The organism is Pseudomonas sp. C27(2019), from assembly GCF_008807395.1.
Classification (GTDB): Bacteria; Pseudomonadota; Gammaproteobacteria; order Pseudomonadales; family Pseudomonadaceae; genus Denitrificimonas.
In genome coordinates this window covers 280331-296130 of the sequence record NZ_CP043320.1, presented here as the reverse complement: position 1 = coordinate 296130, position 15800 = coordinate 280331, and the positions used below count along the sequence as shown (strand labels likewise).

The window sequence follows — 15800 nt, the reverse complement described above, 5'->3', positions numbered from 1 at the left end:
GCTCATGATTGAAACACCACGCCACTGTCGTCGACCCAATGCACGTACACTTCGTCGTCCCAGGTGGGTCGTGTCACGTTACGCTCTGAGTTCGCCATAAATGCTTGCACGATAGTGCCTGCAGGCAACTCCACGTAGTACACCGAGTGACCGCCTAGGTAAGCAATGTCATGCACAATGCCTTTGGCCCAGTTGTAATCTTCATGCTCAAGATCTTCGGGCTTAGTGCTGCTCAGTAAAAGCTTTTCTGGGCGCAAAGCAAAGGTCACACGCTTGTTTTCAGCCAGACTGGTAATACCGTGACCAATATAAATTGGACGCTCAAGCTTGGGACAGATAATCACCGCATGGTCAGAGTCATCAGTGATGATTTCACCTTCAAACAAATTGACGTTACCAATAAACTCGCAGACTAAACGGCTGGCCGGCGTTTCATAGATATCCATCGGGCTACCCACTTGCGCGATCCAGCCTTGGTGCATAATGGCGATACGCTCAGCCATGGTCATGGCTTCTTCTTGGTCGTGGGTGACCATCACACAGGTCACACCAACACGCTCAATGATCTCTACCAATTCAAGCTGCATTTGTGAGCGCAGTTTTTTATCCAACGCTCCCATTGGCTCATCCAGCAGCAATAGCTTAGGACGTTTAGCCAAAGAACGGGCTAAGGCCACACGTTGGCGCTGACCACCAGACAGCTGGTGTGGCTTACGTTTGGCGTATTGAGTCATGTGCACCAGTTTCAGCATTTCATTGACGCGCTCGGCAATCTCTTCTTTGCCCAGACGGTCTTGCTTTAAGCCAAAGGCAATATTCTGCTCAACGGTCATATGCGGAAACAACGCATAAGACTGGAACATCATATTAATCTGACGCTCATAGGGTGGCATGTGGGTAATGTCTACACCATCAAGGATGATGCGCCCCTCTGTTGGTGTTTCAAAGCCAGCCAGCATGCGCAGCAATGTCGACTTGCCAGAACCCGAACCGCCAAGCAGAGCAAAAATCTCACCTTTATTGATTTTCAGCGAGACTTCATCCACCGCCAAGGTGTCATCAAAATACTTAGTGACGCGTTCAATTTTAACCAACACGTCTTTAGGCTTTTGCAAGTTAGCCAGTGCTTTCTTGTACGCGCCTGAGGGTATTGCCATAGGGTTCTCCCAATGCAGAAAGCCCAGCCAAAGGGCTGAGCTTTTTTAACTTAAAAAATGATTACTTTCCAGATTTAAAGCGTGTCCAACTGCGCGTTTTTATACGTTGTACAGTGCTGGGCAACGACTGTGAAACGAATAGATTGTCCAGCACGGCCTGCTCTGGATAAACCGCTGGATTGTTGCGTACATCTTCATCCATCAGCTCATACGCATAGCGATTGGGATTAGCATAACCCACATAATCACTGACTTGGGCAATCACTGCTGGATCGAGCAAGTAATTGATAAACGCGTGTGCTTCTTCGACGTTTTTAGCGTCTGCCGGAATCGCTAACATATCGAACCATAAATTACCGCCTTCCTTGGGAATGCTATATGCCACGCGCACGCCCTGCCCAGCTTCATCGGCACGGTCAGCAGCTTGCAACACATCTCCTGAGAAACCAGCTGCAACACAAATATTGCCATTGGCTAAATCACCAACATATTTCGATGAATGGAAATAGGTGACATAGGGGCGGATTTTAGCCAGTTTCTCTTCAGCTTTTTTGTAATCTGCAGACTTATGGCTGTTAGGGTCTAGGCCTAAATAGTTAAGCATAGCGGGAATCATTTCATCAGCTGAGTCCAGAAATGCCACACCACAGCTGCTAAGTTTTTCCATATTTTCCGGCTCAAATAAAACGGCCCAAGAATCAATATGGTCAACACCTAATACTTCTTTCACTTTATCAACATTGTAACCAATGCCATTGGTACCCCAAAGATAGGGTACGGCGTATTGATTGCCTGGATCATTACTGGCAACCTGTTGCATCAGCTGCGGATCTAAATTATCCCAATTAGGCAGCAAGCTTCTATCAAGCTTGCCAAAAGCACCGGCTTGAATTTGCCGCGCTAAAAAGTGATCTGATGGCACAACCACATCATAACCAGTGCCACCGGCCAATAACTTACCTTCTAAGGCTTCGTTAGAATCAAACACATCGTAGATGACCTGCGTTTGCGTTTGCGCAGTAAAGTCTTCCAACACCGGTTTACTGATATAGTCAGACCAGTTATATACATGAACTTTAGAATCTGCAAAGGCTGCAGTGCTCATCAGTACACTCGCTGTCGCAGCCAGCACAACACTCTGTATCGATCTAGGCAATAGCCCGTCCTCCTTCTGTTAAAAATGGCTGCTCTGGGCAGCCTAATATTGACACTTCGCTAGAGCGTGCGCTGTATCCATAGTAGAAGAACAACAGCGCAGCCTATTAGTAAGATTAACGACCTGATTTAATTTTAGTCCAACTGCGCGTCATCACTCGCTGTGTTTTGGCTGGAACATCAGGGAAAGTATACAGCTTGCTCATCACTTCTGCAGGTGGATAAATACCTGGATCATTACGAATCGACTCATCCACTAAGGGCGTAGCTTTATCGTTGGCATTAGGGAACTGCAAATAATTCGTCAGATCAGCCATGACTTGGGGCTGCAGCAGGTAATTAATAAACTCGTGGGCTTCCGTCACGTTTTTAGCATCGTTAGGAATCGCCACCATATCAAAGAATGTACCCGCACCTTCTTTGGGGATTTGGTAGTCAATCTTAACGTTACCGCTGGCTTCTTCAGCACGCGCCTTGCTCTGATACAGGTCACCCGAATAACCAACCGCCATGCAAATATTGCCACTGGCTAAGTCTGAGATGTACTTAGACGAGTGAAAATAGGTGACATAAGGGCGAATTTTCAGCAGTAATTCTTCAGCCTGTTTTAAGTCCTCAGGTTTTGTACTGTCCGCAGGTAAGCCCAAGTAATGCAGCGCGGTAGGAATAATCTCTGACGGCGAGTCCAACAAGGCCACACCACACTCATGCAGCTTGCTGATATGTTCAGGCTTAAAAATCAAATCCCAAGTATCAACCGGTTGATCACCTAACACAGCTTTGACTTTATCAATGTTATAACCCATACCGATTGAACCCCACATATATGGAATCGAGTACTGGTTGCCTGGGTCACTGACTTCAAGCGTGCTGAGCAAATCTTTATTGAGGTTATCCCACAGTGGCAGCTGAGCTCTATCAAGCTTCTGGTACACACCTGCCTTTATTTGCTTGGCCAGAAAAGGATTCGACGGCACCACAATATCGTAACCAGAACCACCGGACAGCAGTTTAGCTTCAAGCACTTCATTACTGTCATAGACATCAAAGATCACTTTGATACCAGTTTGTTTCTCAAAGTTACTGATGGTGTGCGGTGCAACATAATCAGACCAATGGTAGACATTGAGTTCTCGTTGCTCAGCTTGTGCTGAAGCGATAACTGCCATGCTTACAGCAGCGGCCAATAGTGTTTGCTTTGTTTTTTTCACGTGCATAGCTCCTTTAGTTCATTGTGTGGGTCAGGCTAAATGCGCGTCATGGCCGCGCAATATGAAGTCTGGCAAGGTCTGCGTCTGGACTCAAGATGTAACGGTTCAATTGGGTTATTTTATTGTGTCACAATGATTGCAAATGCATTTAACACACAATGTGCATCCCTAAACTAGCACGTTGTGCCGTATTGTTCTGCTTCTCTGCTCAGCCCCTCATAGGTTAGAGTCTGGGCAAATAAATACTATTGATGGCACTGCGATACACAGAAGCAATGATGTCTGATAGCGAGCCAGAATCAGCGTTATAATTGTTTGTATCACCAACACCTTGCAACATTTTCTGCTACAGTAGAGGTCTTTTTTATTGTATATAATTTTTTAAAACATTATTTACGCTATTATTAGTCCTAGGCTTAATAGCCCAGTGGATGTCATTATAAGTCATCACTCATGTTTTGCACCCTGAGCATGATGATAATAGCTCGCTAACGAATTGTCTTGGCGATGCAAACGTTTACTGCACCACCCCGCAACAACCTAGAAGATAACTAGGGCAATGTTGCTATAAAAGGAGATACATTGATGAAAAAACTAATGATTGGCAGCCTAGCTGCACTATTTTTAACAGCTAGCTTCAGCGCAAGTGCACAAATTGATCCGGAAGATCAAATCCACTTTCGTAAAGCCGGTTACGCTTTTATGAGCTGGAACATGGAAAAAATCAAAGCTATGGCTATTGATGAAAGTATTGCTTGGGATCCAGCACAAGTACAAGCCGCAGCAAACAGCATTGCAGCAACAGCCAACTCAGGCATGGGTGCTCTGTACGGCCCAGGTACTGAGAAAAACATTGGCGACACAAAAACAGCCGTTAAGCCTGAAATGTTTACTGACGGTGAAGGTGTTGTCAAAGTTGGTGTAGCCTTTAACAAAGCGGCAAACGAACTCGCAGAAGCAGCAGCAACGGGTGATAAAGCGTTGGTTGCTAAAGCATTTGCAGCAGCGGGTGACGGCTGTAAAGGTTGCCACGACAAATATCGCATGGACTAAGCTTTACGCTTAGTTACTCGATTATATGAAATAAAAAGGTCGCCTATTGGCGACCTTTTTTATTGCGGTAATGTGTTACTTGTTTACCAAGCAGGCGTTACAGCAGGTGCCTGCGGAGGCTTGCTTATCCACTCGCCAGATGCCAAATACACACCACCCAAAGCAATTGCTACAGCAAATATAAAAGCAAGCCAATGTCCCCCTTTGGCTGGCTTTTGTTCTGGGTATTCTTGCTCAGTTTTACCCGTCAGCATGGGCTTGACCAAGTTATGCTTCTTAAGCACAAAATGGGCAGCAATCGCCAGTATATGCACAACAATGAAACCGATAATAAACCACATACCCAGTTTATGCAGACGCGTTAAATCACTGCTTAAGCTACGACTAACAAAACTGTACAGAGGCCCAGTAAAGGCAATATCGTCCGAAGTAAACAAGCCACTGACGGCTTGCCATGTAAGTATGCCGAGCATCCCAAAAACAGACAATACACCCAATGGGTTATGACCTAACTGGCGCCACTCTCCGCGAAAGTAACGCGGTAGTGCCAACAGTGAGCACAGTAACGTCGATAGCCGTGCGTAGGTTGAGCCCAATAGCATCCAAGCGATACGAAAGCTCAGCAAGCCGATGATCACGAGGCCCGAGCGTTCATGCCAGGCCATCCAGCTCCCTCCGAGCCAACCCGTATATAAAGCGACCACCACACTGACGACAAGTAGCCAGTGGAATATACGTAACGGTGCATCCCACACTCGTATTTGTTTACCCATCTACCCAACTCCTTTTTAAGTTAACGCATACGCCGATCTATATTTTCATCAGAAATTTCTAACGATAATCCAGTCGGCATACTGCTCAAATGATCAGCAGCTACTTCTGATCCCAATTTAATCATTAAGCGCAAATCGTTAGCTGAGTCCGCATGCGCCAAAGCATTTTCATAGGTTATTTCACCTTGCGTATACAGCGCGTACAGCGCTTGATCGAAGGTTTGCATGCCCAGCTCTGTCGAGCGTTTCATTAAAGGTTTTAAGCCGTGCACATCACCTTTGCGGATTAAATCTGCCGCAAGTGGCGTATTGATTAATACTTCAATAACAGCTCGTCGGCCTTTACCATCAGGCGTTGGCACCAACTGCTGGGCAACAATAGCACGCAAGTTAAGCGATAAATCCATCCAAACCTGCTCGTGACGATCAGCCGGAAAGAAGTTAATAATGCGATCCAGTGCTTGGTTAGCATTATTAGCGTGCAACGTAGCTAGACATAAGTGGCCAGTTTCGGCAAAAGTTACTGCGTAATCCATAGTTTCACGAGTACGCACCTCACCAATTAAAATCACATCAGGCGCTTGGCGCAGTGTGTTTTTCAAAGCCACTTCAAATGATTCAGTATCGATCCCCACTTCGCGCTGAGTGACAATGCATTTATTGTGCTGGTGAATAAACTCAATCGGATCTTCAATCGAAATGATATGCCCAGAACTGTTTCTATTGCGATGCCCCACCATTGCAGCCAACGAAGTCGACTTACCCGTTCCTGTGGCGCCGACAAACAACACCAACCCACGTTTGGTCATGGACAGTTTTTTCAAAATCTCTGGCAGTTTTAAGTCTTCGAGGCTCGGAATCGTTGTTTCAATACGGCGCAACACCATACCAATCAAGTTACGCTGATAAAAAGCACTGACTCGAAAACGACCAATACCGCGTGCACTAATAGCAAAGTTACACTCCAGCTGCTTAGCAAAGTCACGACGCTGCTGTTCGTTCATCGCACCCAACACCATTTCACGCGCCATCTCTGGCGACAAAGGTGTCTTAGTGACTGGCATGATTTTACCGTTGATTTTCATTGAAGGCGCAACACCTGTTGTAATAAACAAGTCAGACGCACCTTTTTCAACCATTAAGCGTAAAAGCTTTTCAAATTCCATGGCATATCCTCTTTCACCTTAGAGGTGAGTCGCGAAGGCTTAAAAGTTCTCTGGAGATTTCGCTTTTTCACGTGCACTGTCGCGGTTGATTAAGCCTTTCGCCAACAGGCCTTTTAAGCAACTGTCTAGCGTCTGCATGCCTAACGCCCCACCGGTCTGGATCGCTGAATACATTTGTGCAACTTTATCCTCACGGATCAGGTTACGAATAGCAGGAGTACCCAACATGATCTCATGCGCAGCAACACGACCACCACCAACCTTCTTCAGCAGGGTTTGCGAGACCACCGCCTGTAACGACTCCGACAACATGGAGCGCACCATGGATTTTTCTTCACCTGGAAACACGTCCACAATACGGTCAATGGTTTTTGCAGCCGAGGTGGTGTGCAAGGTGCCAAAAACTAAGTGACCGGTTTCTGCAGCGGTCAGTGCTAAGCGTATGGTTTCTAAGTCTCGCATCTCACCGACCAAGATGATATCCGGATCTTCACGTAAAGCAGAGCGCAACGCTTCATTAAAACCATGGGTGTCACGGTGAACTTCACGCTGGTTAATCAGGCATTTTTTTGACTCATGCACGAACTCAATAGGATCCTCAACAGTGAGAATATGCTGATATTTAGTGCTATTTAAATAGTCCATCAGTGCTGCCAGCGTGGTTGACTTCCCTGAACCAGTTGGCCCTGTTACCAGCACTAAGCCGCGCGGCACATCGGCGATATTACGAAACACTTCACCTAAACCAAGATCTTCCATCGAAAGCACCTTGGAAGGAATGGTACGAAACACTGCCGCTGCACCACGGTTCTGGTTAAATGCGTTGACCCGAAAACGCGCCACACCAGGCACTTCAAAAGAGAAGTCAGTTTCTAAAAACTCCTCATAATCTTTGCGCTGCTTATCATTCATAATATCGTAAATCAGCGCATGAACTTGCTTATGCTCCATGGCGGGCAAATTAATTCGGCGTACATCACCATCGACACGTATCATAGGCGGCAAACCCGATGATAAATGCAAATCAGACGCACCTTGTTTGGCGCTAAATGCCAGCAGTTCAGTAATATCCATGCAATTCCCCAATCACAAACCAACAGTTAATATGCCGCTGTATTATTGTACGGTTTATTTCGATATAAATACTGTCTACGATAGCAGACAATAATGCAAAACTTGCCGTTACAAGCTGTGAAGTCGCTTGCAGCTTTATTGATTATTTAAGCATTTGCCAAACTAAAATCGCGCATTGGTTTGTTAAGCTCTCGTGACTATGGCAGTTTTTGCGTAAATTTGCTGAGCAGAGCACAATCTGTAACTGCAATGAATCATTGCGTACACTATTTCCGCGCTATGTATCCTGCATCTATATTTTTCATAACTGCATCAGCGATAGAGGAGCCTGACCACGTGGGCAACACACAGATTACATTTATAGGGGCTGGCAATATGGCAGCCAGCTTAATTGGCGGTTTATGCAAGCAGGGTGTCAACGCTGAACACATTCGCGCCAGCGATCCAGGCGTAGCTCAACTTGAAGCACTGCAAAATGCATACGCAATCAAGACCTTCACTGACAACAGCTTAGCTGTTAAAGACGCTGACATCATTGTACTTGCAGTTAAGCCACAAATAATGCGCCAAGTGTGTGAGCAACTCGCGCCGCATCTTACTGAACAGCAATTGCTCATTTCCATCGCAGCGGGCATCACCAGCTTAAGTTTAAGCCGCTGGTTAGGTGCTAACAAGATTATCCGCTGCATGCCCAATACACCGGCATTAATACAACAAGGTGTCAGCGGCCTGTACGCAACAGAGCATGTTACTGCACAGCAGCGTGAACAAGCAGAGCTTTTATTATCTGCAGTAGGCCTAGTGGTGTGGCTGGACACAGAAGAATTGATTGATGCCGTAACGGCTGTATCCGGTAGCGGGCCTGCATACTTTTTCTTACTGATTGAGGCCATCACTCAAGCCGGAGTAAAGCTGGGTTTACCTGAAGATATTGCCGCACAACTTGCTAAGTATACTGCGCAAGGCGCTGCAAGCATGGCCTGCCAGAGTGCGTTAGATGCGACACAACTACGACTACAGGTCACCTCTCCAAATGGCACAACAGAAGCCGCAATTGATGCGTTTCAACAAGGTGGCTTTAACCAATTAGTGGATACCGCTGTACGCAGCGCCGCATCACGCTCGCAAGAGCTTGCTCAACAATTGAGCTCATAAGGGGGCTGCATGTCAGGACTTACTGAATCACTTATCTATATTATTCAAACATTAGGCCAGCTTTATTTGCTGATCGTCGTGCTGCGCTTTGTACTGCAGCTGGTACGCGCCGACTTTTATAATCCACTGTGCCAATTCACGGTCAAAGCCACTCAGCCGCTGCTGGCCCCTTTACGGCGACTGATCCCTAGCGTAGCCGGTCTCGACTTGGCTGGCTTGGTGCTGGCAGTGTTGCTGCAGCTGATCTTAATCAGCAGTATTCTCGCCATTTCAGGTGTTGATGTGCTGCAATTAATACCCAATATACTGGCCTGGTCTCTGATTGCGATTGGCAGCATATTTTTAAAAATATTTTTCTTTGCGCTGATCATTAGTGTCATCTTGTCATGGGTCGCACCCGGCAGTCATAACCCTGGTGCACAACTGACTCAGCAAATTACCGAGCCAATGCTCGCACCGATTCGCAACCTATTGCCCAACCTAGGTGGCTTAGACATCTCGCCGATTTTTGCATTTATTGCGATAAACTTACTGGAGCGCTTAGTGATTACCAACCTAGCTGTGAGCACCGGCTTAACCGGTCCAATTCGCGCGCTGGTCAGTCCTTTTTTATGACCTCGTATGTGCGCTGGGATGCCGATGACCTAATTTTATTGTGTCATCTGCAGCCCGGTGCCAAACACAGTGACTTTGTCGGTTTGCATGGCGAGCGTATTAAAATACGCCTCAATGCTCCGCCAGTGGACGGCAAAGCCAATAACCAACTCATTGCATTTCTAAGTAAGGCCTTCGCTGTACCCAAACACGCGATACAGATAGAAAGCGGCGAACTTAGTAGACAAAAACGCCTGCGCATCAGCAAGCCAAACCAAATTCCAGAACGACCTGAGTTTAAACATTTAGTAATTTAAAACAGTGAGCTAAACTGTCTCAGGCAATTGTGTTACGTCATTGCTAGTGAATAGTTTTTACATGAGTGAACAGCTCAGTCCATTTGCTTGCACCTCAAAAGGGACATTGAATGAACATGCAATCGCTGCACAAACATATGGATGAATATGCACTGTGGAAGCGCTCACTGATTCGAGAAATCATGCGCTACCGTACATGGCTGGCACGTAACCAACTGGACACACCAGAGCTGCTCAAACAACTTGAACAAAGCATAAAGTCGCTGCGCGCAGACCATATCACCTTAGCTTTTATTGGTGAGTTTTCACGCGGCAAAACGGAACTGATCAACAGCCTGTTTTTTGCAAATTTTAGTCAACGCTTGCTGCCTTCTGCGGCAGGGCGCACAACCATGTGCCCCACAGAGATTTTTTTTGACTCTGGCCAAGCTGCATCTTCAATACAATTGCTGCCTATTGAAACACGTTACTATAACCACAGCATAACCGAGCTTAAACTACACCCTGAGCGCTGGCTCAGTATTGATCTGGACTACTCTGATACGGACAGTCTGATTCATGCTTTCGCGCATATTGCGCAAACCAAAAGCGTAGCAGCGGAAGAAGCCATTGCCTTGGGCTTTTTGCCTGATACATTAGAGCCCGCCGAACTGCCTGAGCATGTCTTAATTCCTGCCTGGCGCCATGCCTTGATCAATATTGATCACCCACTACTGCGTCAAGGCTTACGCATTATTGATACGCCGGGTCTGAATGCTTTAGGCAGCGAACCTGAACTGACTTTATCGTTACTGCCGCAAGCGCAAGCTATTGTGTTTTTGTTATCCGCAGAAAGCGGCGTTACAGCCAGTGACATGGCGATTTGGCAGGACTATGTACGTCCACATCAAGCCGCCCAGCCAACGCTACAGTTCGCCGTTCTCAATAAAATAGACACACTGTGGGACAGTCTTAACCATGATGCGTTCGCCGAATACAGCATCCAGATGATCCAAAATCAGACCGCACAAATACTCGGCCTGGAACCCTCACAAGTCTTACCTTTATCGGCCAAAGGCGCGCTACAAGCTAAAATTTACAACGACCCTGAACTGTTAGCGCGCAGCCGTATTAAAACACTAGAGGACACGCTATCCAGACATGTTGTGGCACAAAAGGAGCAGCATTTAGAGCGCAGCATTGTTGAACAGCTGTGCACCCTGCTGAGTAGCAGCCAAAAACGTATGAGCCAACGCATACAGTTAGCTGACACAGAAAGACAACAACTTAATCAGCAACCGCACAGCAACTCTAGCGTGTTACGAGATTTACTTGAGCAAGCAAAAATTGAGCACCAAGCCTACCACAGCAAGCTACTCAACCTAAAAAGCAATCAACGTTTACTGCATCGCCAAGGGGATATTCTTTGCGCCTTAATGAACTCCCACGCACTGAAGAACACTATTTTAGATACACAAAAAACTTTTACTAACAGCTGGACAACACTGGGTATCAATCGCGCCATTACTGACTTTTTTAAAGCCCTTGAAAACAACCTGCATGCATTTGAAAATGAAGCGTTGATGGCTAACAAAATGATACGGGCAATCTACTTACGCCATGACCTAGAGCAACCGGCTATCGGCATTGAGATTCCTGTTTTAAGGGTTAAACGCTATAGGCGAGACCTCGAGCTATTACGCACTAAAGCGGACGGCTTTCGCCGCAATATAAAAACATTACTGACTGAACAATATCAATTAAGCCGACGCTTTTTTTCTACGCTCGTACAAGAAGCAATCAGTCAGCATGAACGCATACGTCATGACACCTTGATCTGGTCAAATAATGCGCTAACCCCACTTATTCAGCAAAATCTTGAGCAAAAACAACTGTTAGAAAACCACATTTTACGCTTAAAATCATTAGCTCAGTCCGCGCATAGCAGCCAGCAACGCAATCAATTACTCAATCAATTTATTAGCGACCTGAGTGCGCAGCAGATAGAAGCACAGGAAATCCTGCGCAATATTAGCCGTCCAGCACCGCAGCGTCGTCACGCTAAAGTTGTGCAACTGGCAACGCCACTGACTGCAACCGGCAAAGATTGAGCTACGAATACTGCATACACCTTGCCGCGACTGGCTAGGCTCTTTAGACTGCATCTCTTACTTTGGAGAGAGTTGCCGTGTCTTCCGTTTTTCCTGCAGATTCTGTCGGTTTAGTCAGCCCTAAGGTGGCTCATTTTGATGAGCCCTTGAACTTAGCCTGCGGCCGCACCCTTGATCAATACGAACTGATCTATGAAACCTATGGCAAGCTCAATGCCGCAGCCAGCAATGCAGTGCTCATCTGTCATGCGCTGTCTGGCACCCATCATGCGGCGGGCTATCACAGCATTGAGGATCGCAAACCTGGCTGGTGGGACGCCTGCATCGGCCCGGGCAAAGCCATTGATACGACCAAATTCTTTGTCGTCAGCCTGAATAATCTAGGAGGCTGCCACGGCTCCACTGGTCCGAGCAGTCGCAACCCGAAAACAGGCAGAGTCTACGGCGCAGACTTCCCTATCGTCACTGTCGAAGACTGGGTGCACAGTCAAGCACGCCTCGCTGACCAACTGGGCATTGCGCAATGGGCCGCGGTTGTTGGTGGCAGTTTAGGCGGCATGCAAGCGATGCAATGGACCATCAGCTACCCCGAGCGCGTGCGCCATTGCGTGGCAATTGCTGCTGCACCGCGCTTATCAGCTCAAAATATTGGTTTTAATGAAGTGGCACGGCAAGCTATTTTAACTGACCCTGACTTTCATGCAGGGCACTTTGTTGAAGAAGGCAAAGTGCCCAAGCGCGGCCTGATTTTAGCGCGCATGGTGGGGCACATTACCTATCTATCAGATGACTCAATGGGCCAGAAATTTGGCCGTGAGTTAAGAACGGACCGACTCAACTATGATTTTCATAGCGTTGAGTTTCAAGTTGAAAGTTATTTACGTTATCAAGGTGAGCAGTTTTCGACCCGCTTTGATGCCAACACCTATTTGCTGATGACTAAAGCACTCGACTATTTTGACCCAGCAGCCAAACATGACGGTGATTTAGCAGCAACATTCAGTGCAGCAAAAGCTAACTTCTTACTGGTATCCTTTACCACAGACTGGCGTTTCTCCCCCGCCCGCTCGCGCGAGATTGTCGACGCTCTGATAGATGCGAAAAAGAACGTATCCTATTTAGAGATTGATGCACCGCAAGGTCACGATGCTTTCCTGATTCCAATCCCACGTTACCTGCAAGCATTTCGTGGCTACATGAACCGCATCAGCGTGTGAGGCATTTATGAGAGCAGATTTAGAAATTATCCAGCAATGGATTCCCGCTAATAGCCGCGTGTTGGATTTAGGTTGCGGTAATGGTGAGCTTTTATCGTGGCTGCAAGACAATAGAAATGTCACCGGCTATGGTTTAGAAATCGATCCTGACAATATTGCCGCCTGCGTCGAAAAAGGCGTTAATGTCATCGAGCAAGACCTCGATTTGGGTTTGGGCAACTTTGCCAGCAACAGTTTTGACGTAGTGGTGATGACGCAAGCACTGCAAGTGGTGCATTATCCGGATAAAATCTTGCAAGAAATGCTGCGTGTTGGGCGCACTTGTATTATCACCTTTCCAAATTTTGGCCATTGGCGTTGCCGCTGGTATTTGGCGCACAAGGGCCGCATGCCGGTCTCAGACTTTTTACCTTATACATGGTACAACACACCTAACATTCACTTTTGCACCTTTGCTGACTTTGAGGCGTTGTGCCGTGATATGCAAATGACTGTCTTAGATCGTCTTGCGGTAGATCGCCAGCATCGCCACAATATTGGCAATCGAATCTGGCCCAACTTACTCGGTGAAATTGGTATTTACCGTGTGACCGGTGCTAATGCTCGTTAACTAAAGGAGTTTATCGCTATGCGCTATTTACTGGCTCTAAGTTTAAGTTTTTTTATGGCGTTTGCTGCGCACGCCGAAGTTAAGCGCCAACAAAGCTACGGTGAGCTGGATGTACATTACAACATCTTTAACTCAACCTTTTTACAACCTGACACCGCCAAAGCGGTCGGCTTAAATCGCAGCAAAAACCAAGCTGTTTTGAATGTATCAATGGTCAAAAATGGCAAGGGACAAAAAGGTGCGGTCTCCGGCAGCTTTAAAAACCTACTCGGGCAAACACACGTCCTGACCTTTAAAGAAATTGATGAAGGCGATGCCGTTTACTACTTGACTCAATTTGCCATTACCAGCCAAGAACTGTTGCGCTTTGAGCTGCAAGTAACCGACAGCGACAGTAAAACCCATACCTTAAAGTTCAATCAAGAAGTGTTCCCTGATTTATGAAAGAGCTTGTTTTAGCCAGTCATAACACTGGCAAGCTGCGCGAACTGCAAGCACTACTGGGCGACGCGGTCGTGATTCGCTCAGTCAGTGAGTTCACTGAAGTTGAGCCAGAAGAAACGGGTTTGACCTTCATTGAAAACGCTATTTTAAAAGCCCGCTATGCCTGCCAAGTTTCCGGCTTACCAGCGCTAGCGGATGACTCAGGTTTAACTGTTGATTACTTAAAGGGCGCACCGGGAATTTACTCAGCGCGCTACAGCGCAATAGGCGGCGATGCGGGTAATAACCAAAAACTGCTCAACACACTACAAGGCGTGCCGGACGCACAGCGTGGTGCTCAGTTTATTTGCGTATTAGCCTTATTGCAGCACGCCAACGATCCTTTGCCGATCATCTGTGAAGGACGCTGGCACGGTCGTATTCTGCATGCGCCAGCGGGTGAGCATGGCTTTGGCTATGATCCTCTGTTTTATGTCGCCGAACAGGATTGCAGCAGCGCACAACTGCCCAGCGCGATTAAAAATCAACTCAGTCATCGCGCTCGAGCCATGCAGCTGCTTAAACAACAGCTGTCGCTATGAGCCTAATTACATCTGATTTAAGCCTACAGCGCCCGCTTGAGCATGGCTTTGAACTGCCCCCGCTGGCGTTGTATGTGCATATTCCTTGGTGCATTCGTAAGTGTCCTTACTGCGACTTTAACTCGCATGCGGCAAGCCCTGAGCTACCTGAACAGGCGTATGTTGCTGCATTGCTGGCCGACTTAGAGCTTGATTTAGCGCATGCCCATGGCCGTCAGTTAGACTCTATTTTCTTTGGCGGTGGCACACCCAGCTTATTTTCTGCGCACGCCTTACAGACTTTATTAGAGGGTATTGAACAGCGCCTGCCTTTTAGCCCGAGCATTGAAATCACCTTAGAAGCCAACCCTGGCACTTTTGAGCAAGAGAAATTTGCCGCCTACCGTGCGCTGGGGATTAACCGCCTATCGATCGGCATTCAAAGTTTTCAAGACAGCAAGTTACACGCCTTGGGTCGTGTGCACTCAGCAACTGAAGCAATTGCCGCAGTGCAGATGGCACGCCAAGCTGGCTTTGATAATGTTAATCTCGATTTAATGCATGGCTTGCCTGATCAATCGCCCGAAGAAGCCTTAGCTGACTTGCAAACAGCCATCGACTTAGCGCCCAGACATCTGTCATGGTACCAACTGACCATGGAACCCAATACGGTATTTTGGAGTAAGCCGCCACTGTTGCCTGAAGATGATGTGCTCTGGGATATTCAAGAAGCGGGGCAAGTCTTGCTGGCTCAGCACGGTTATATCCAATACGAAGTATCGGCCTATGCACGTGCCGAAGCAGTGGCGCAGCACAATGTTAATTATTGGTCCTTTGGTGATTTTATTGGCATTGGTGCCGGCGCGCATGGCAAAGTCAGCGACCCACACGGGCGCATTCAGCGTACATGGAAAACCCGTCAACCCAGTGACTATTTAGATTGTGAGACACCTTTCCTAGCAGGACGCTCAGTTCTAGCCGCTGACGACCTCCCCTTTGAGTTCTTAATGAATGCCTTAAGGCTGACTGATGGCGTGGCGCTCAAGCTGTTTAGCGAGCGCACCGGTCTATCTACTGAGGTGCTGCTCGATGGGCTAACACAAGCCCGTCAACGCGGTTTACTGAGTAATGATCCAGAACGTTTAACGGCCAGCGCACAAGGGCAGTTGTTTCTAAATGATTTATTGCAAATTTTTCTAGCTCCTGAGCGTTAAACCCTAGACA

16 protein-coding genes are annotated in these 15800 nt (G+C 47.2%); 10 read left to right on the top strand and 6 right to left on the bottom strand.

Annotated features, from left to right (window positions below; translation table 11 throughout):
* Positions 1–2 precede the first annotated feature (2 nt).
* The 3 genes from FXF61_RS01445 to FXF61_RS01435 all read right to left on the bottom strand — a co-directional run bounded on the left by FXF61_RS01445 (position 3) and on the right by FXF61_RS01435 (position 3529).
* On the bottom strand, positions 3–1157 hold the full coding sequence (locus FXF61_RS01445; RefSeq protein ID WP_151183596.1) for an ABC transporter ATP-binding protein: 1155 nt from the start codon (positions 1155–1157) through the stop codon (positions 3–5).
* Between the two features lie 61 nt (positions 1158–1218).
* Positions 1219–2313 (bottom strand): polyamine ABC transporter substrate-binding protein, encoded by a 1095-nt coding sequence (locus tag FXF61_RS01440; RefSeq protein WP_178087237.1) that lies wholly within the window; start codon positions 2311–2313, stop codon positions 1219–1221.
* Between the two features lie 115 nt (positions 2314–2428).
* A complete protein-coding gene (locus tag FXF61_RS01435; RefSeq protein ID WP_151183595.1) occupies positions 2429–3529 on the bottom strand; it encodes a polyamine ABC transporter substrate-binding protein in 1101 nt (366 codons plus the stop codon).
* A gap of 579 nt (positions 3530–4108) precedes the next feature.
* Here FXF61_RS01435 and FXF61_RS01430 point away from each other — a divergent pair.
* Complete coding sequence (locus FXF61_RS01430; protein WP_151183594.1) at positions 4109–4576, top strand: cytochrome c; 468 nt, start codon at positions 4109–4111, stop codon at positions 4574–4576.
* An 83-nt stretch (positions 4577–4659) separates the two neighbouring features.
* Here FXF61_RS01430 and FXF61_RS01425 read toward each other — a convergent pair whose 3' ends face one another.
* From FXF61_RS01425 to FXF61_RS01415, 3 genes are read right to left on the bottom strand one after another with little or no spacing between them, the layout of a single operon-like run.
* Positions 4660–5349 carry a cytochrome b/b6 domain-containing protein gene (locus tag FXF61_RS01425; RefSeq protein ID WP_151183593.1) on the bottom strand — a complete coding sequence of 230 codons (690 nt, stop codon included), beginning with the start codon at positions 5347–5349 and terminating at the stop codon, positions 4660–4662.
* A gap of 20 nt (positions 5350–5369) precedes the next feature.
* On the bottom strand, positions 5370–6515 hold the full coding sequence (locus FXF61_RS01420) for a PilT/PilU family type 4a pilus ATPase (RefSeq protein WP_151183592.1): 1146 nt from the start codon (positions 6513–6515) through the stop codon (positions 5370–5372).
* A gap of 39 nt (positions 6516–6554) precedes the next feature.
* Positions 6555–7589, bottom strand: a complete 1035-nt coding sequence (locus tag FXF61_RS01415; RefSeq protein WP_151183591.1) for a type IV pilus twitching motility protein PilT — start codon at positions 7587–7589, stop codon at positions 6555–6557.
* Positions 7590–7925: 336 nt separating this feature from the next.
* Here FXF61_RS01415 and proC point away from each other — a divergent pair, with 336 nt between their 5' ends.
* The 9 genes from proC (at position 7926) to hemW (ending at position 15790) form a co-directional block, all read left to right on the top strand.
* The gene (proC, locus tag FXF61_RS01410; protein ID WP_151183590.1) at positions 7926–8744 is read left to right on the top strand and encodes a pyrroline-5-carboxylate reductase; all 819 of its coding nucleotides are present in this window, start codon (positions 7926–7928) and stop codon (positions 8742–8744) included.
* 9 nt (positions 8745–8753) lie between these two features.
* Positions 8754–9359 (top strand): YggT family protein, encoded by a 606-nt coding sequence (locus FXF61_RS01405; RefSeq protein WP_151183589.1) that lies wholly within the window; start codon positions 8754–8756, stop codon positions 9357–9359.
* A complete protein-coding gene (locus tag FXF61_RS01400; RefSeq protein ID WP_151183588.1) occupies positions 9356–9655 on the top strand; it encodes a DUF167 family protein in 300 nt (99 codons plus the stop codon). The genes FXF61_RS01405 and FXF61_RS01400 overlap by 4 nt, the downstream gene beginning before the upstream one ends.
* Positions 9656–9765: 110 nt before the next feature.
* Positions 9766–11745 carry a dynamin family protein gene (locus FXF61_RS01395; RefSeq protein ID WP_151183587.1) on the top strand — a complete coding sequence of 660 codons (1980 nt, stop codon included), beginning with the start codon at positions 9766–9768 and terminating at the stop codon, positions 11743–11745.
* Positions 11746–11822: 77 nt separating this feature from the next.
* On the top strand, positions 11823–12962 hold the full coding sequence (locus FXF61_RS01390; protein ID WP_151183586.1) for a homoserine O-acetyltransferase: 1140 nt from the start codon (positions 11823–11825) through the stop codon (positions 12960–12962).
* Positions 12963–12969: 7 nt separating this feature from the next.
* Positions 12970–13572: a methionine biosynthesis protein MetW gene (gene metW, locus FXF61_RS01385; protein ID WP_151183585.1), complete on the top strand. Its 603-nt coding sequence runs from the start codon at positions 12970–12972 to the stop codon at positions 13570–13572.
* Positions 13573–13590: 18 nt separating this feature from the next.
* Positions 13591–14016: a DUF4426 domain-containing protein gene (locus FXF61_RS01380; protein ID WP_151183584.1), complete on the top strand. Its 426-nt coding sequence runs from the start codon at positions 13591–13593 to the stop codon at positions 14014–14016.
* The gene (gene rdgB / locus FXF61_RS01375) at positions 14013–14597 is read left to right on the top strand and encodes an RdgB/HAM1 family non-canonical purine NTP pyrophosphatase (protein WP_151183583.1); all 585 of its coding nucleotides are present in this window, start codon (positions 14013–14015) and stop codon (positions 14595–14597) included. The genes FXF61_RS01380 and rdgB overlap by 4 nt, the downstream gene beginning before the upstream one ends.
* On the top strand, positions 14594–15790 hold the full coding sequence (gene hemW / locus FXF61_RS01370; RefSeq protein WP_151183582.1) for a radical SAM family heme chaperone HemW: 1197 nt from the start codon (positions 14594–14596) through the stop codon (positions 15788–15790). The genes rdgB and hemW overlap by 4 nt, the downstream gene beginning before the upstream one ends.
* Positions 15791–15800 lie beyond the last annotated feature (10 nt).